Below are 17,957 nucleotides of genomic sequence, written 5' to 3' on the forward strand. Positions count from 1 at the left end.
CCCATCGCCATGAACAGCATCGGCACGGAACTCGACACACCCTGGTCCCACGAGTCGTGGCGCACCACGCTGCTCGCGGAACCGCACCGGCAGGGCACCGCGGTCGCACGCCACTACGCGTCCGCGCTGCCGATCAGCTACGCCACCGAAACCGATCCGGCACAGGCGATCCGCGACGTCGCCGAGGTGGAACGACTCGACGTCGACAGCGTGGCGCTGACGTTCACCACCACCGAGGCGTCCGCGCCGTACGAGAACCTCAAGATCTACGCCGTCGGGAAACCCGCACCGCTCAACGAGGTTCTGCCGATCCTGTCCAGCCTGGGCGTCAACGCCCTCGACGAGCGTCCGGCCGCGCTGACCCGGCCGGACGGCAGTCGCGCCTGGATCTACAACCTGACCGTCGACCTGCCTGCTGTCACGGACGGCCACGGGGCGACCCGGGACAATCGGATCGCGGACGCGTTCCGCGCGGCGTGGACGGGTGAGACCGAGGTCGACGGGTTCAACGCGCTCGTCCTGCACGCCGGGCTCGGCTGGCGTCAGGTGACGGTTCTTCGGGCGTACGCCGCGTACCTGCGCCAGGCCGGGCTCCCGTACAGCCGCAGCAACGTCGAACGAGTCCTGCTGGGCAACACCGGCATCACCCAACTCCTCGTCGAGTTCCACGCGCTCCGGCTCGACCCGGCCCTCGACCGGGACGCCACCGCGGAGGACGCGCTCGACGACCGCATCTCGGCCGCGATCGACGCCGTCGCCGGAATCGACGCCGACCGGATCCTGCGGGCCCTGCTGTCGCTGATCCGCGCCACCACCCGCACGACCTACTACGCCGGCGACCCCCGGCCCGGGCGTGCCCTCGCGTTCAAGTTCGACTCCGCGTCGATCGACGAATTGCCGCTGCCCCGGCCGAAATACGAGGCCTACGTGTACTCGCCGCAGATGGAGGGTGTGCACCTGCGGTTCGACGACGTCGCCCGCGGCGGCCTCCGTTGGTCCGATCGGCGCGACGACTTCCGCACCGAGATCCTCGGACTCGTGAAGGCGCAGGCGGTCAAGAACGCCGTCATCGTCCCCGCAGGGGCGAAGGGCGGCTTCGTCGTCAAGAACCCGCCCGCGCCGACCGGCGACGCCGCCGCCGACCGGGAGGCGATGCTGGCGGCCGGAATCTCCTGCTACCGCGAATTCATCTCGAGCCTCCTCGACATGACGGACAACCTCGACATCGCGACCCGGCACGTCATCGCGCCGGACGGCATCGTCCGCCGCGACGGCGACGACACCTACCTCGTCGTCGCCGCGGACAAGGGCACCGCGGCGTTCTCGGACGTCGCCAACGCCGTCGCACTCGCGCGCGGGTACTGGCTCGGCGACGGATTCGCGTCCGGCGGGTCCGTCGGCTACGACCACAAGGCGATGGGCATCACCGCCCGCGGCGCGTGGGAGAGCGTCGTGCAGCACTTCCGTGAGATGGGTGTCGACACCCGCACCGACGACTTCACCGTCGTCGGCATCGGCGACATGAGCGGCGACGTGTTCGGCAACGGGATGCTGCTCAGCCCGCACATCCGCCTCGTCGCGGCGTTCGACCACCGGCACGTCTTCATCGACCCTGACCCCGACCCGGAGACGTCCTGGGACGAGCGGGCGCGGCTCTTCGGCCTCGGCAGGTCCAGCTGGAAGGACTACGACCGGGCGGTCCTCAGCGAGGGCGCGATGATCGTCGACCGTGCGGCGAAGTCGGTTCGGCTCACACAGCAGGCGCGGCGCGCGCTGGGGATCGAAACGGATCGGGCGCTCACCACCGTCGAACTCGTCCGCGCCGTCCTCGGTGCGCCCGCGGACCTGCTGTGGAACGGCGGCGTCGGCACGTATGTGAAGGCCACGTCGGAGAGTCACGCGGACGTCGGCGACAAGTCGAACGACGCCGTCCGGCTCGACGCGTCCGCGCTGCGGGTCCGGGTGGTCGGCGAGGGTGGCAACCTCGGCCTCACCCAGCTCGGCCGGATCGAGTACGCGCGCAACGGCGGTCGCGTCAACACCGACGCACTCGACAACTCCGCCGGTGTCGACTGCTCCGACCACGAGGTCAACATCAAGATCGCCCTCGCAGGTGCCACCGCCGACAACACGCTCACCGCGCAGGACCGCCGAGAACTGCTGTCCGACATGACCGAAGACGTCAGCCGGCTCGTCCTCGCCGACAACCGCAGCCAGAACGAGATGATGAGCCTCAACCGGGCGCAGGCGGCGACGCTCGTCAGCTTCCACTCCCGCATGGTCGACGACCTGGAACGGCGCGGCCACGTGGACCGCGCCATCGACGTGCTCCCCACGTCCGCGCAGTTCGGCGCCCTCGAACGCGAGCAGAAGGGCCTGACCAGCCCGGAACTGGCGCAGCTCACCGCGCAGGTCAAGCGGTTCATCAAGAGCGAGGTGTCGGGCACGACGCTCCCCGACAACAAGGTCTACGCTGGGCGGCTCCACGACTACTTCCCGCCGCGGCTCGGCCGCGAGTACGCGCACACGGTCGCCGTGCACCCGCTGCGCCGGGAAATCGTCACCACGTCGGTCGTCAACGACATGGTCGACCGTGCGGGGATGACGTTCGCCTTCCGGCTGCGGGAGGAGACCGGCGCCGACTCGGCGGAGGCGGTGAACGCCTTCACCGCCGTCACCGAGATCTTCGACCTCGGAGCGACTTTCGCGCGGATCCGGGCGGCGGCCGACACGACCCCGGCGTCCGGGACGAACGCGCTGACCGTGCAGACCCAGCGGCTCATCGACCGGGCGTCGCGGTGGCTGACCACGCACCGGCCGCAACCGCTGCCGCTCGAGGCCACCATCGCCCGCTACCGGCCGGTGGTCCGCGAACTCGGACCCCGCGTGCGGGAATGGTTGCAGGGCGACGAGATCACCGCCGTCGAGGGCCGAACCGATGCCCTGACGTCGCGGGGTGCGGACGCCGGGATCGCCGCCGACGTCGCGGACCTCCTGCACACGTACTGCCTCCTCGACATCGTGGACATCGCGGAGATCTCCCAGCACCGCGCGGAGGACGTCGCCGAACTGTACTTCGCGCTGTCGGCGCACCTGCACATCAACACCGCGCTGACCGCCGTCACCGCCCTGCCACGGCTGGATCGGTGGCACGCCCTCGCCCGCCTCGCCCTGCGCGACGACCTCTACAGTTCGCTGCGCGCCATCACCCTCGACGCGCTGTCCGTCAGCGAACCCGGCGACCACGCGGCCGACAAGGTCGACCAGTGGGAGCAGCACAACGCCGCCCGGCTCGCCCGCGCGCGGGCACTGCTCACCGAGATCGAGTCGGAGGTCGCCACCGCACCGACCCTGGCGCTGATCTCCGTCGCGGCCAGGCGGATCCGGGCGATGACGCGGTAGGCGCTTCGCGCCCGTGCGCCTTTCTGGTTGTTCCAGCTACCAAAAAGGCGCACGAGCCGCGGAGCGGCCTACAGCACCTGCGACAGGAACTGCTGCAGCCGTTCGGTTTCGGGCTTGTCGAACAACTGGTCCGGTGTGCCGGTCTCGACGACGGCGCCGTGGTCCATGAACAGCACGGTGTCGGACACTTCGCGGGCGAAGCCCATCTCGTGGGTGACGACGACCATCGTCATGCCGCCCTTTGCGAGGTCGGCCATCAGGGCGAGGACGCCCTTCACCAGTTCGGGGTCGAGCGCCGACGTGGCCTCGTCGAAGAACATCACTTCGGGTTTCATCGCGAGAGCGCGGGCGATCGCGACGCGCTGCTGCTGCCCGCCGGACAGGTTGCCGGGCCGTGAGTCGGCCTTGTTGGCGAGGCCGACGAGTTCGAGTTGCTCGAGCGCCAGCGACCGCGCCTCGTCCTTCGACATGCCCTTGAGCTTGCGGGGGCCGAGGGCGATGTTGTCGACGACGGTCTTGTGCGGGAACAGGTTGAAGTGCTGGAACACCATGCCGATGCGCTGCCGCAGCTTGTCGGGGTTGTCCTGCAGCACGGACTTGCCGTCGAGGAGGACGTCGCCCTGGTCGGGTTCGTGCAGCCGATTGAGGACCCGCAGCAGAGTGGACTTGCCGGAGCCGGACGGCCCGATGACGGTGACGGTGTCGCCGGCGTCGACGTGGAGGTCGACGCCGCGCAGCACCTGGTTGGTGCCGAATGCGAGGTGCAGGTTGGTTCCAGTGAGAGAGACGGCCATCGCCCTATCCCCTTTCCACGACGATGGACTGTTCCACCGGGTCGAGCGTGCCGGACGTGTCGGCGCGGCCGGTGCGCAGACGGTTGTCGATGTAGTTGACGAGGTGCGTCAGCGGGATGGTGAGCGCCAGGTAGAACAGGCCGGCGGCGACAAGTGGTGACAGGTTGCCGGTCTGCGCGTTGAGGTCGCGGCCGACGGCGAACAGTTCCCGCTGGCTGACGAGGAGGCCGAGGAAGTAGATCAGCGACGAGTCCTTGATCAGCGAGATGAACTGGTTCATCAGCGCGGGCAGCACCCGCCGCACACCCTGCGGGACCACGACGAGCGTCATCGACTTCCGGTAGCTGAAGCCGAGCGCCCGGGACGCCTCGAGCTGCCCGGGTTCGACGCTCTGGATGCCGGACCGGAAGATCTCACCGATGTACGCGGACGCCAGCAGCGACAGCGCGGCGGCGCCGAGCCAGTACGGGTTGTTGCCGGTGAGTCCCTTGACGACGGGTCCGGCGCCGAGTCCGACGATGAGGATGATGACGACGGCGGGTAGGCCGCGGAAAACGTCCGTGTAGACGCGGGCGGGCCAGCGCAGCCAGCGGGTGCGGGAGATGCCGGCCATCGCGAGCAGCATGCCGAGGACGGTGCCGACGATGCCGGACGCCAACGCCAGGATCAGCGTGTTCGGCAGACCGGTCTTCAGCAGGTCGGGGAAGGCCCGTGTGTAGAGGTCCCAGTCGAAGAACGTGTCCTTCAGTTGCTGGAGTGTCGACTTGGGTTCGGCGACCGGGGTTTCGGTCGTGTTGTTCGCGTTCTGGGCGGCGATCGCGGCGAAGTGCGGGAGGTCGGGCGCCGGCGCCGCCTTGCTGCCCGGCTTCCAGCCCTCGGGCAGTTCGCGGGGCACCCAGTCGGAGTACAGCTGGGCCCAGGTGCCGTCCGCGATGACAGCATCGAGCCCGGAGTTGAGTGCGTCGACGAGCGGCTGGTTCTCCTTGTTGACGGCCCAGCCCACATAGTTGTTGACGCTGAAGGTGTTCTCGACGATCGACGTGGGATCGCCCGGCGCGATGGCGCCCTCGGCCTGCTGCGACGGCGCCACCCAGGCGTCGATCTGCCCGGTCTTGAGGTTGGCGTACGCGGTGGCGTAGTCGGGGAACTTCACCGGGTTCAGCTTCAGCGTGTTGACGACGTAGTCGTCCTGGACGGTGCCCTGGACGACGCCGATGCGGGTCGACGCGTTCAGGTCGTCGAAGCTCTGGATCGGTCCGCCGTTGGGAACGACGAGCGAGAAGTAGCCGAAGTCGTAGCCGTTGGTGAAGCCGACGGTGTTGCGGCGTTCGTCCGTCGTGGTGATGGACGAGGACCCGACGTCGAAGCGGCGCCCGGCGACCTGGGCGAGAAGCCCGGCGAACTCGGTGCCGACGAAGTCGACACGCAGGCCCAGCTTGTCGGCGACGGCCCGCAGCAGTTCGTTGTCGTAGCCGGTGAACTGGTTGTCCGAGTTCACACAGATGCTCGGCGGTGCGTCGGACAGGGTGCCGACGGTGAGCACCCCGGGGGTGATGAGGTTCAGTTTCGACGTGTCGATCTGGTCGAGCGGGGTGGTCGACGGCGTCGTGTAGCGGTCTTCGGCCGCGGCACCCGAGGCGGCGAGGTTGGTCGGGGCGGCGGTGGCCGCGCCGACTCCCGGCGGGGAACACAGATCCTGCGGCGCCGACCCCGAGTTGTCGCCGCCGCTCGAACACGACGACAGGGTCAACGCCAGCAGGGCGGTGAGCAGTAACGCCACCGCCACACGGATCTTCGCTCCGACGGAAGAAAACATGGTGAGCAGCGTAACCCTGGCAGGCGGGATATCCGGGCTCGGAGGACGCCTCGGGCGACGCCCGTCACTCTCCTTGTTTGTCATACAAACAAGAAGAAGTTATTGTTTGTCGTACAAACAACTTGGAGGCAGCCATGGTGTCGCAGACGGGCCGAGCAGCGCGCGGAACCCGGGAGTCCGGTCGTCAGACCCGCGACGCCCTGTTCACCGCCGCCACCGAACTCTTCCTCGAGCACGGCGACGGCGTCGCGATCACCCAGATCTGTGCCGCCGCCGGGGCCCACCCCAACCAGGTGACGTATTACTACGGGTCCAAGGAGCGGCTCTTCGTCGAAGTGGCCTGCGCTGCCGTGCTGCGCGCAGGCAAGCGGGCCGAGGACGACGCCGCCACCGCGGAGACCGTCGGCGACTACACGGAGAAACTCGTCGGCTCCCTGCTCGGGGCGGGCGCACCCAGCGTCGAATTGTTCGTGGAAGCGATGCTCATGACGGGCCGCCGCGGCGAACTCCGCGACCTCATCACCGACACCCTCCGCACCCTGCACTCCTCGGGCGAGGACGCACTCATCCGCACCCTGATGCGCACAGGGTGGCAGCTGCGCGCCGGCATCGACGTCGAGGCGAAGGCGTTCTGGTCGGCGATCTTCGGACTGGTGATCCAGAAGACCGCCACCGGCGAGAGCTTCGGCTACTCGCTCGAGGAGGCCGTCGCCGTCATCTTCGCGAACCTGCAGATCCCCGAGACCGTCCTCAACACCTCCATCGACTGAACCCCTCTTCAAGGAGCGCGATGAACATCGTTCGCGTATTCGACAGCAACGTCCGCAAGACGCCCGACAAGGCATTTCTCCACTTCCAGGGCCGGAACCATACGTATGGTTCCGTGCAGGACGGCAGCCGCCACGCCGCGGCACTCCTGCAGAAACTGGGGGTCGGGCGCGGTGACCGCGTTGCCCTCATGTGTTTCAACACCCCCGGCTTCGTCTACGCCATGCTCGGCGCCTGGCGCATCGGCGCGGTCGTGGTGCCGGTCAACCACAAGATGCAGGCGCCCGAGGTCGACTACATCCTGCGGCACGCGCACGTGAAGGTGTGCGTCTTCGACGGCGAACTCGCGCCCGTGATCGAGCGGTTGCAGACGCCGGTGGTACTGCTGTCCACCGACACCGCAGTCGACGGTCGCCCCTTCTTCGACGACGCGATCGCGGACCTCGACCCGATCGACGGCATCGACGTCGACGAGAACGACCCCGCCGAGATCCTCTACACGTCCGGCACCACCGGCGCGCCCAAGGGCTGCGTGCACAGCCACCGCAACGTCGTGCGCGTCGCGACCACGGCGGCGCTCGGCCTGTCCATCACCCGCGACGAGCGGCTGCTGATGGCCGTCCCGATCTGGCACGCGTCCCCGCTGAACAACTGGCTGATGGCCACGCTGTACGTGGGCGGCACCGTGGTGCTCCTGCGCGAGTATCACCCCGTCCGTTTCCTGGAAGCGGTTCAGCAGCAACGCATCACATTGTGCTTCGGGCCGCCGGTCATCTACACGACGGCACTGAACGCGGTCCCCGACTTCGCCGCCTACGACCTGTCGAGTGTCCGGGCCTGGCTGTACGGCGGCGGGCCGATCGGCGCGGACGTGGCCCGCAGGCTCGTCGAGTCGTACCGGACCACCAACTTCTACCAGGTGTACGGGATGACGGAGACGGGTCCCGTCGGGGCCGTGCTGTATCCGGAGGAGCAGCTGACCAAGGCCGGGTCCATCGGCCGGGTCGCGCTCGCCGGCGTCGACATACGCCTGGCCGGACCCGGCGGCGCCGACGTGCCCGCCGGCGGGATCGGCGAGATCTGGGTGCGCACCGACACCGTGATGCAGGGCTACCTCGACGACCCCGACGCCACCGCGGCCGTCTTCGCCGACGACGGCTGGTACCGCACCGGCGATCTCGCCCGCACGGACGACGACGGCTACCTCTTCATCGTCGACCGCGCGAAGGACATGATCATCACCGGCGGTGAGAACGTTTATTCCAAGGAAGTGGAGGACGCCATCTCCGGCCACCCCGACGTCGTCGACGTCGCAGTCGTGGGACGCCCGCACCCCGAGTGGGGCGAGACCGTCGTCGCGCACGTCGTGTGGCGGGAACCGGACGTCGTGGGAGCCGACGACCTCCGCGACTACCTGTCGGACAAGCTGGCGCGCTACAAGATTCCCCGCGACTACGTGTTCGCCACAGTGCTGCCCCGCACCCCCACCGGCAAAATCCAGAAGCACCTGATCCGCACCGCGAGCTGACTCACGAAAGACACCGCCATGACTACTTTTTCCGAAACGAACGTCACCCATCCCGCACCCCACCGGACGCACACCGTGCTCAACCAGTCGGTGCCCCGCACCGACGTCAACGAGTTCACACTCGACACGGTGCTGTCCGAAGGTGTCCGCCGCCACGACGCCGACTGGGCCACTGCGGAACTCACAGACATCGGCGCGCTCGTCGGCAGCGCCACATTCCAGCACGACGCCGAACTCGCCAACACGATCATTCCCGAACTGAAGACGTTCGACCGCTGGGGCAACCGGATCGACGAGGTCGAATACCACCCGTCCTACCACCGGATCATCTCCGCGGCCGTCGCACACGGCGCGCACACGTCGGCGTGGGCCGATCCGAAACCCGGCGCAAATGTCGCTCGTGCAGCCGCATTCATGCTGTTCGCGCAGATCGAGCCGGGCCACTCCTGTCCGATCTCGATGACCAACGCCGTCATCCCGTCCCTCGAACTGCAACCCGACGTCGCCGCGATCTGGAAGCCGCGCGCCCTGTCCCGCAGCTACACCCCGGAACTCGACGCACCGGGCAAGGCGTCCGCGATCTTCGGCATGTCGATGACGGAGAAACAGGGCGGCTCCGACGTCCGCGCCAACACCACCGTCGCGAAGCCCGCGGGCCGCGGCGGTCCCGGCGCCGACTACCTGCTCACCGGCCACAAGTGGTTCTGCTCCGCACCGATGTCCGACGCGTTCCTCGTGCTCGCGCAGGCGGAAGGTGTAGGCGGCGAAGGTCTCTCGTGCTTCCTGCTGCCGCGGATCCTCCCGGACGGCACCCGCAACGTCTTCCGCATCCAGCGGCTGAAGAACAAACTCGGCAACAAGTCCAACGCGTCGTCCGAGATCGAACTCGATGGCACCGTCGGCGTCATGGTCGGCGAACCCGGTCGCGGGGTCCGCACCATCATCGAGATGGTTGCGCGCACCCGCCTCGACTGCGTGCTCGGCAGCGCGGCGGGGATGCGGCAGTCCGTCGCCGAGGCCGTATGGCACGCCCGGCACCGTGCCGCGTTCGGTGCCGTCCTGGCCGATCAGCCCGCCATGACGTCGGTGCTCGCCGACCTCGCGCTCGAGTCCGAGGCGGCCACCGTCACCGCCCTGCGACTCGCCCGCGCCCACGACGAGGACGCGAGCGAGCAGGAACGCAGCTTCCGCCGGCTCGCGACCGCCGTCGCGAAGTACTGGATCTGCAAGCGCGGCCCGCACCACGCCTACGAGGCACTGGAATGCCTGGGCGGCAACGGCTACACCGAGGACTTCCCGCTCGCCCGCCGCTACCGCGAACAGCCCGTCATGGCCGTCTGGGAGGGATCGGGGAACGTCATCGCCCTCGACGTCCTGCGCGCGATGACCCGCGAACCCGACAGCGTCGCCGCGTTCGACACCGAGGTGAACCTGGCTCGCGGCGCCAACACCGTGCTGGACGCGCACCTCGACCGGGTCCGTACGCAACTCGGCGAACTCGCCGGACTCGACCCCGCCGACGCCCAACGCCGCGCCCGCGCCGTCGTCGAATCGATGGCCCTCGCGCTGCAGGCGTCGCTGCTCACCCGGTTCTCGCCCGCCGCCGTCGCGGACTGTTTCGTCGACGCCCGCCTCGGCCCCGACCGCAGCCACGAATATGGCACTCTCTCCCCGGCGGCCGACCTGCGGGCGATCCTGAAACGCGCGTAGCGCCCGTGCGCCTTTTTGGTAGCTGGAACAACCAGAAAGGCGCACAGGCGGCGGAGCCGCCTACCGCAGGACCGTCGGGCCCAGGAACTCGCACACCTGCAGGGCGAGTGCGAGATCCAGCTTGCTGTGTGTGCCGGTGGCCGGGTCGCCGAGTGCCTTGGTGATGCGGTATTTGACGGTGTTGCGGTGCAGGTTCATCTGCTGCGCGGTGTGGAGGTGGCTTTCGCCGGTCGCGAAGTAGGTGCTCAGCGTGGCCCGCAGGGTCGCGGCCTGGTCGGTGTTCTCCGCGAGCGGGCCGAGGACCTCCCACACCCACGCGCGGGTGGAGTCCAGGTTCTCGGCGAGGAGGGACACGACGGCGACGCCGCGGTCGCCGAAACCGACGATCGGCCGGACCTGGGTGTGGGGCACGGTGGCGACGGAGTAGGCGGCCCGCGCCTGTTCGTGCGACCGCCGGAATCCGGCGACCCCGGGCGCGGGCAGGCCGATCGCGGTCCGGATGCCGGGCTTCGACGGCAGGGCGGCGGCGAGTTCGGTGGTGTCGAGGACCGGCTTGCGGCGACCGAAAGGGAGCCAAGCCCAGAGAGTTCGACGGTCGATGGCGGTGACTATGGGAGCCGAGTCGGTGGCGAGGTGGCGGGCGAGGTCGCGCACGTAGTGGTCGAGCGCGTTGAGGCTCGCCTCGGTGTCGGCGCCGGTGGACCACAGGATCATCGCGACATGTGTCTGGTCGAGTCGGTACTGCGTCTCGGTCTCGAACGCGGACCCGTCGGAGCCGGTTCCTGTGAGGAGGGTGTGGATGGTCGACGAGTGCACGTTGCCGCGGGCCCCCAGCCACCGCCGCCGTTCCTGCTCGTAGGCGTCGAACACGTACAGCGTGATCCAGTCGATGTAGCTGTACACGACCTCCGAAATATGTTTGAGCACAGCAAGAGTCAGCGGACCGGGCAGTTCGAGGGCGCTGACCTCGTCGTAGCAGATCTTCATCAGATCGTCCTGGCCCATGTGATACGCGCGCACCAGCGAGTTCGACGACACGTCGCGTTGCGCCAGCCGCAGCGCGTACTCCACGGCGGCGGTGGTGGGCTGGAGATGGTCGACGGGAATGTCGTTGGCCAGAACGTGGACGATTGTCGAGACGTTGCCGTGCACACTGGCCTCGAGTAGTTCGACGAGTTGCGGGTCCTCGTCGAGTTGGTCGATCTCGTGCGCGAGCAGCGCGCTCATCGCGTGGGTGATCTCCGCCTGCCGCGCATCGAGTTTCCGTGCGATGCCGGCAACGATGTCGAGGACCTCGGTCTCCGCCATCGCCGGCACCCGCGCCATCCGGCGACGGGCACCGGCGCGGCGGTCACCGGGGGCGGGACTGCTCACAGCACGTCCCCTCCGGCGCGGCGCAGATAACGTAGCGCGGACTGGGCGGCGTTGTACCCGCACATGCCGTGCGCGCCGGCGCCGGGCGGTGCGGACGCCGAGCACAGGTAGGTGCCCGGAATCCCGGTGCTGTACGGGTCGAGGGCGATCCGGGGCCGCAGCACTACCTGGGTTTCGGTGTTGGCGCCGCCGATGATGTCGCCGCCGACATAGTTCGCGTTGGACGCGGCCAGTTGCACGGGACCACTGCTGACGGTGGCGACGACGCGGTCCCGGAACCCGGGGGCGAACCGTTCGATCTGCGCGACCACCGCCTCGGTCGCGTCCCCGGAGTACCCGTGCGGGACATGGGCGTACGCGTACAGCGGGTGCAGGTTCCCGTTCGACCGTCCGGGGTCGGCGACATACTGCTGTCCGACGAGGACGAACGGCCGCTGCGGCATCCGGCCCGTCGCGACGGCGCGTTCGGCGTCGGCGATCTCCGCGAAAGTGCCACCCAGGTGCACGGTTCCGGCACGACCGCAGGCGGGGTCGGTCCACGGCACCCCGCCGTCGACGGCGAAGTCGACCTTGAACGCGGCGGGTCCGTGCCGGTACCGGCGGTAGGCCTTGGCGACCCGCGGCGGCAACCGGTCGCCGAGGATGTCGGCGGCGGCGGACGGCGCGAGGTCGAGGAGGACGACGTCCGCCTGCGGAATGTCCCGCACACTGCGGACCCGGGTGCCGGTGGTGATCTTGCCGCCCCAGTCGGTGAACATCGCGGCGAGCGCGGCGGTGATCGACTGCGACCCGCCCTCGGCGACCGGCCAGCCGTAGCGGTGCCCGGCGGCGACGATCATCAACCCGACCGCGGACGTCGCGGGCCGGTCGAGGCGGTAGTACGCGTGCGCGGCGACGCCGCCGAACAGTGCGCGGGCCTTCTCCGTGCGCCACCAGCGGGCCGTGACGGTGGCCGGGAGCAGGGCGCGCGGGCCGAAACTCGCGAGTTTGATCGGGTGCCGGGGGACGTTCGCGATCGGGCGCATGAGGTCGGCGGCGAGGTCGTCGAAGCCGTCGGCGAGTCCGCCGAACATCCGCTGCCAACGGGTTCCGTCGTCGCCCAGGCCGGCGGCGGTGTCGTCGACGGAGCGGTGCAGCAGCCCGGCGTCACCGGTGTCGAGGGGGTGTGCGCAGTCGATCTCCGGCCACTTCCACGTCAGCCCAAACCGTTCGAGGTCGAGGGTCCGCAGGTACGGCGACCCGGCGCCCATCGGGTGGAAGGCGGAGCACTCGTCGTGCAGCAGTCCGGGGACGGTGAGTTCGCCGGATCGGGTGCCGCCGCCGATGGTGTCGGCGGCCTCGAGGACCTGGACGTCGACGCCGTGCCGGGCGAGGTGGACCGCGGCGGCGAGCCCGTTGGGCCCGCTACCGACCACGACCGCGGTCGTCACGGCCGCACCGCCACGTTCGACTTCGGCAACTCGCTCTCCTTTTCGACGTCTCCCTCCAGTCTCCACTGCACGTCGAACGGAATGGGCCCGTTCGGCAGCCACGGCTGCTCGTTGATCGCGTCCGACACCCTGTAGGTGCCCCGTTCGATGACCCCGAGGGCGGCGTCGATCACCTTGTACTCCTGGATGCCCTTGTGGATGGGCTGCGATTCGATCCAGGCGATCACGAATTCGCCCGGCGCGAAGTTGCAGCGGCGCTGCAGTGCGGCGATCAGGAACTCGTTGTGCAGGTGACCGTCACCGAAGTTGAACGCCACCAGCGAGTTGCAGCTGAACTCGGCCTCCCGCAGCGAGTAGGTGTCGATGTCGTCGCCGAGGTGCCGGCTCATCAGCGACAGCAGGGCGCGGCCCTGGCTGTGCATCGACCGCCAGCCGAGCAGTTGATGCATCACCACGTCCGCGACCTCCGGCGGGTAGGTGGCGAGCAACTGGGTGCGGGTGTTCTGGCTGGGCCGCTTCACGAATTGGTCGAGCTTCTCCTCGGCGCCCGGCGCGAACGCCCAGGTGGCCGACGCCCAGTTGCCGGCGTATTGGCGCATCGACGGCAGGAACGAGACGAGGTCGGGGCGCAGGTTGCCGAGGATCGGGAAGAACACCAGGGCGGCGACGATCACCGCGGTCAGCCACACCGAGGACATGTCGGCGACACCGTACCCGTCCCAGGCGGGGAATCCGACGAACAGGAAGATCGACGCGTAGGCGAACAGCAGATTCCATTCGAGCGGCACCGCGAGCGGGAACGTCGACAGGATGAACAGGTGGAACGCCACCATCAACGCGACCGCGAGCAGCGTCAGCGTGCGATTGGTGGAGAACAGCAGCACCAGCGGCGTCACCACCTCCACGACCGTGCCGAGCACGTGGGCGACACCACCGGCGACGATCGACGGTCGCAGGTCCTCGGGGAAATTGCGGTAGTGGGCGCGCTTGATCTTCTTGAACGGCATCCACGGGGTGTTGGACAGCATCGGCGGGACCACCATCGAGAAGTGGTGTCCGAGCTTGGAGATCCCGGCGCCGACCCACACCGACACGATGAGCAGCTTGAGCGCGATGATCATGTCGACGAACGGCAGGACTCCGAAGAAGACGACCGCCGGAAAATACTGCTCGCCGCGGGCGGCGATGAAGATGACCTTGTCTCGCAGCCCGATCACGATCAGCAGTGCGATCAGCGGCAACAGGAGCGTGGGGTCGACCAGGCCGTGGTTGCCGGGCAGCACCGCGTCGATGGATGGTGTGTGCACGCCGGCGAACCCGAGCGTGAGCACGATGTTGATCAGAATTGCGGCGTAGATCAGGACGTCGAACACGGTGCGGGTGTCGCCGGAGGTGAGCGGTACCTTCCCCGGCCACGGTGGGAGCCGGATGGTGCCGGGCCGGAGCCAGAACAGGGCGCCACCCATCATCGGCTTGAAGTGGCCGGCGAGCGGACCCCAGGAACCGCCCAGGCCGATGGTTTCGATCAGCAGGGTCCACAGGATCAGTTTCTGGTACACGATCGGTGCGTTCCACCACGCGCCGACGTCGAGCACGTTGTACCCGGAGGTGAACGTCGCGATCGACAGTCCGGCGCCCAGGTAGAGGACGAGCAGTTTCAGGATGTAGATGGTGTGCACCATCTTCGGGGTACCGAAGCCGTAGTCGACCCAATGCGTCGACATGGCGCGGATCCGGTCGAAGAAGGGTCGGTCGAGGAAGGTGGCGGGGTCGACTTCGGGGAAGTTCCCGGTCTTGAATCCCATGGGGAGGCTCCTTGTGGGTAGGGGTCATCGCCTCGGGTGACGCCCGAGGTCTGGAGTGGTGCCGGATCAGTTGACGGTGGCGGTCCGGTGTCTGCTGCGCAGTCCGGGCTTGTCGATCTTGCCGACGGGGTTGCGGGGCAGCGCGTCGACGACGTGAATGGCTACGGGCAGTTTGACTTTCGTGAGCCGGTCGCGCAGGTGCTCGTCGAGCTGATCATCGGTGACCGGGCTGTCGGGGTAGGCGACGACGTAGGCAACCGGGACCTCGCCGTACACCTCGTGGGGGGCGCCGATCACGGCCGCCTCGAGGACGTCGTCGTGGGTGGCGAGGGCGTTCTCGATCTCCTTGGGGTAGATGTTCTCGCCGCCGCGGATGATCATGTCCTTGATGCGGTCGACGAGGGTGAGGTACCCGTCCTCGTCGAGGCGGCCGACGTCGCCGGTGTGCAGCCACCCGTCGACGACGGTGCGTTCGGTTTCTTCGGGCCGTCCGAGGTAGCCGCGCATCACGTTCGCGCCCCGGATCATTACCTCCCCGACGGTCCCCACCGGTGCCGGTGCGCCGGACTCGTCGACGATAGCGATGGTCTGACCCGGCAGTGCGGGGCCGACCGTGCCCAGCTTGCGGACACCGCCCGGCGGGTTGCACGCCGACGCGCACGTCCCCTCGGTCAGCCCGTAGCCCTCGACGATGGCGAGACCGAAACGCTGCTCGGCGCGGTCGAGGAGTTCCTTCGAGATCGGGGCGGCCCCGCACACTGCGAACCGCAGCGACGAGAGGTCGGTGGCGGCGTCCTGGGAGACCAGCAGGGCGTAGATGGTCGGGACCGCGGAGAAGTACGTCGGGCGCAGGCGGGCGACGTCGTCGAAGAACCGGGCCGGAGAGAATCGTCCGGTGACGCTCAGCTGACCGCCGGCCAGCATCGGGGTCAGGAAGCTGACGCAGATCGCGTTGACGTGGAACAGCGGCAGGATCAGCAGGCAGTGGTCGTCGGCGGTGAGCGAGAAGTGCTGCACCATCGACGAACTCATGAACTGCAGGTTCTCGTGGGTGAGCATCACACCCTTGGGGCGCCCGGTCGAACCGGACGTGTAGATCAGGAGGGCGACGTCGTCTGCGCCGGCGGTCGGGCCCGGCGCCCAGTCGGGTTCGGGGGTGGTCGCCATGTCGTCGACGGCGATTGTCGGCCGTCCGCCGGTGGGTGCGTCCGGTCCCTCGTTGACGACGAGAACTGCCGCGGCGTCCGCGATCTGATACTCGGCTTCCGTCGCGGTGAAGGTGGGATTGACCGGGGTCGCGGCCGCCCCGATCCGCCAGGCAGCCATGAGGGCGACGAGCAGTTCGGCGCGGTTGGGCAGCATGATCGCGATGACGTCACCGCGACCGACGCCGTGCCCGGACAACTGCGCGGCGAACGCGTCGACCCGCTGCGCGAACTGCCGGTAGGTCAGGTCGAGGCGGTCGTCGCGCAGGCACGGCGCATCTGCGCGCTGCGCGGCGAGGTCCCAAGCGAAATAGCCGATGTGCGACACGATTTCGATCCCCTTAAGTGGTGGTGTGATCCACGACACTATCGGCGGGTGTGAGGATGAGAAACGGTCTCGGGGGCTCGAGTTCGCGCGCCGCGTTGTCGGTTGAGCACAACCGCGGGCATCCGGGGGTTGACACCGTGCCGCAGCCGTGGTCAATATATGCAAACGCTTAGAAAATAAGCATATGCTTAGAACTGAGGGGCTGCAGGTCCGCACCGACTGCCGTCCACCACGTCAATCGGTAGGAGTTACCCATGCCCGAGGCCGTCATCGTTTCCATTGCCCGTTCCCCGATCGGTCGCGCCATGAAGGGGTCGCTGGTCGGCATGCGCCCCGACGACCTCGCCGCGCAGATGGTGCAGGCGGCCCTCGACAAGGTGCCCGCACTCGACCCGACCGACGTCAACGACCTCATCCTGGGCTGCGGCCTGCCCGGCGGTGAGCAGGGCTTCAACATGGGCCGCAACGTCGCCGTCCAGCTCGGCTACGACTTCATCCCCGGCACCACCATCACCCGCTACTGTTCCTCGTCCCTGCAGACCACCCGGATGGCGCTGCACGCCATCAAGGCCGGCGAGGGGGATGTGTTCATTTCCGCCGGCGTCGAAACGGTGTCCCGGTTCGTGAAGGGAAACTCCGATTCGCTGCCCGACACCCAGAACCCGCTGTACGCGGACGCGCAGACCCGCACCGAGAAGCTCGCCCAGGGCGGCCAGCGGTGGGTTGATCCCCGGCAGGAGGGTCTGGTCCCCGACACCTACATCGCGATGGGCCAGACCGCCGAGAACGTCGCCCAGGTCACCGGCATCACCCGCGAGGAGCAGGACCGTTGGGCGGTGCGCTCCCAGAACCGCGCCGAGGAAGCGATCGAGAACGGCTTCTTTGCACGGGAGATCACCCCGGTCACCCTGCCCGACGGCACCGTCGTCTCCGCCGACGACGGCCCCCGCGCCGGCACCACCTACGAGGCCGTCTCCCAGCTGAAGCCGGTGTTCCGCCCGGACGGCACCGTGACCGCCGGCAACGCGTGCCCGCTCAACGACGGCGCCGCCGCCCTGGTGATCATGTCCGACACCAAGGCCAAGGAACTCGGCCTGACCCCGCTCGCGCGGATCGTGTCGACCGGGGTGTCCGGTCTGTCGCCGGAGATCATGGGCCTCGGCCCGATCGAGGCGTCCCGGCGTGCCCTCGCGATCGCCGGGTTGGGTATCTCCGACATCGACCTGGTCGAGATCAACGAGGCGTTCGCGGTGCAGGTGATCGGGTCGGCGCGGGAGCTGAACATCGATGAGGACAAGCTGAACGTCTCCGGCGGCGCGATCGCCCTCGGTCACCCGTTCGGCATGACCGGCGCCCGCATCACCGCCACCCTGCTGAACAACCTGACCACCCACGACAAGCAGTTCGGCCTCGAAACCATGTGCGTCGGAGGCGGTCAGGGCATGGCCATGGTCCTCGAGCGCCTGTAGGCGGCTCCGCCGCCCGTGCGCCTTTCTGGTTGGGCGGGTTCAACCGGTCGTTGCAACATCCCTGATGATGGAGGGTGTTGCAGATGGTGATGATCGGTCGTCCGCCGGCGTCGGAGCAGTCGCGGTTGATNTTCTGGCAGTGTCGTACGCAGGGTGCCACGGTCGTGGAAGCGGCGTGCGCCGCGGAGGTGACCGCGTCCACCGCGCGCCGGTGGATCATCGACTCCGGTGGGGTTCGTCCCCGCCGGAGTCCACCCCGATCCGCCCGGTTCCTGTCCCTCGAGGATCGCGAACAGATCGACGTGATGGTCCGCGACCGGTGCAGCAT

The 17,957-nt window shown here is 68.6% G+C and carries 11 protein-coding genes; 5 read left to right on the forward strand and 6 right to left on the reverse strand.

Annotated elements, in window-relative coordinates; all coding sequences use genetic code 11:
- The first annotated feature begins 9 nt into the window (after positions 1–9).
- Positions 10–3,402, forward strand: a complete 3,393-nt coding sequence (locus tag CA951_RS33090; RefSeq protein ID WP_087560897.1) for an NAD-glutamate dehydrogenase domain-containing protein — start codon at positions 10–12, stop codon at positions 3,400–3,402.
- 68 nt (positions 3,403–3,470) lie between these two features.
- Here CA951_RS33090 and CA951_RS33095 read toward each other — a convergent pair whose 3' ends face one another.
- Together CA951_RS33095 and CA951_RS33100 are read right to left on the reverse strand one after the other, a co-directional pair.
- Positions 3,471–4,196 (reverse strand): amino acid ABC transporter ATP-binding protein, encoded by a 726-nt coding sequence (locus CA951_RS33095; RefSeq protein WP_087560898.1) that lies wholly within the window; start codon positions 4,194–4,196, stop codon positions 3,471–3,473.
- A 4-nt stretch (positions 4,197–4,200) separates the two neighbouring features.
- Entirely contained in the window at positions 4,201–6,012 is a 1,812-nt protein-coding gene (locus CA951_RS33100) for an ABC transporter substrate-binding protein/permease (RefSeq protein ID WP_087560899.1), read from the reverse strand.
- Positions 6,013–6,146: 134 nt separating this feature from the next.
- Here CA951_RS33100 and CA951_RS33105 point away from each other — a divergent pair, with 134 nt between their 5' ends.
- The 3 genes from CA951_RS33105 to CA951_RS33115 are packed head-to-tail and all read left to right on the forward strand — an operon-like array spanning position 6,147 to position 10,018.
- Positions 6,147–6,782 (forward strand): TetR/AcrR family transcriptional regulator C-terminal domain-containing protein, encoded by a 636-nt coding sequence (locus CA951_RS33105; RefSeq protein ID WP_087560900.1) that lies wholly within the window; start codon positions 6,147–6,149, stop codon positions 6,780–6,782.
- A gap of 20 nt (positions 6,783–6,802) precedes the next feature.
- Complete coding sequence (locus CA951_RS33110; RefSeq protein ID WP_087560901.1) at positions 6,803–8,308, forward strand: class I adenylate-forming enzyme family protein; 1,506 nt, start codon at positions 6,803–6,805, stop codon at positions 8,306–8,308.
- An 18-nt stretch (positions 8,309–8,326) separates the two neighbouring features.
- Positions 8,327–10,018, forward strand: coding sequence for an acyl-CoA dehydrogenase family protein (locus CA951_RS33115; protein ID WP_087560902.1), 1,692 nt, complete (start codon positions 8,327–8,329; stop codon positions 10,016–10,018).
- 60 nt (positions 10,019–10,078) lie between these two features.
- Here the strand turns inward: CA951_RS33115 and CA951_RS33120 are convergent, their stop codons facing one another.
- From CA951_RS33120 to CA951_RS33135, 4 genes are all read right to left on the reverse strand, one after another.
- On the reverse strand, positions 10,079–11,392 hold the full coding sequence (locus CA951_RS33120; protein ID WP_373414717.1) for a PucR family transcriptional regulator: 1,314 nt from the start codon (positions 11,390–11,392) through the stop codon (positions 10,079–10,081).
- Positions 11,389–12,822 carry an NAD(P)/FAD-dependent oxidoreductase gene (locus CA951_RS33125; RefSeq protein ID WP_087560903.1) on the reverse strand — a complete coding sequence of 478 codons (1,434 nt, stop codon included), beginning with the start codon at positions 12,820–12,822 and terminating at the stop codon, positions 11,389–11,391. Before CA951_RS33125 ends, CA951_RS33120 begins: the two co-directional genes overlap by 4 nt.
- On the reverse strand, positions 12,819–14,627 hold the full coding sequence (locus tag CA951_RS33130) for a DUF3556 domain-containing protein (RefSeq protein ID WP_087560904.1): 1,809 nt from the start codon (positions 14,625–14,627) through the stop codon (positions 12,819–12,821). Before CA951_RS33130 ends, CA951_RS33125 begins: the two co-directional genes overlap by 4 nt.
- Before the next feature lie 66 nt (positions 14,628–14,693).
- Positions 14,694–16,160: a class I adenylate-forming enzyme family protein gene (locus tag CA951_RS33135; protein ID WP_087560905.1), complete on the reverse strand. Its 1,467-nt coding sequence runs from the start codon at positions 16,158–16,160 to the stop codon at positions 14,694–14,696.
- Between the two features lie 254 nt (positions 16,161–16,414).
- Here CA951_RS33135 and CA951_RS33140 point away from each other — a divergent pair, with 254 nt between their 5' ends.
- On the forward strand, positions 16,415–17,629 hold the full coding sequence (locus CA951_RS33140; protein ID WP_087560906.1) for an acetyl-CoA C-acetyltransferase: 1,215 nt from the start codon (positions 16,415–16,417) through the stop codon (positions 17,627–17,629).
- Positions 17,630–17,957: the final 328 nt, after the last annotated feature.

This window comes from Rhodococcus sp. NCIMB 12038 (genome assembly GCF_002165735.1).
Classification (GTDB): Bacteria; Actinomycetota; Actinomycetes; order Mycobacteriales; family Mycobacteriaceae; genus Rhodococcus_F.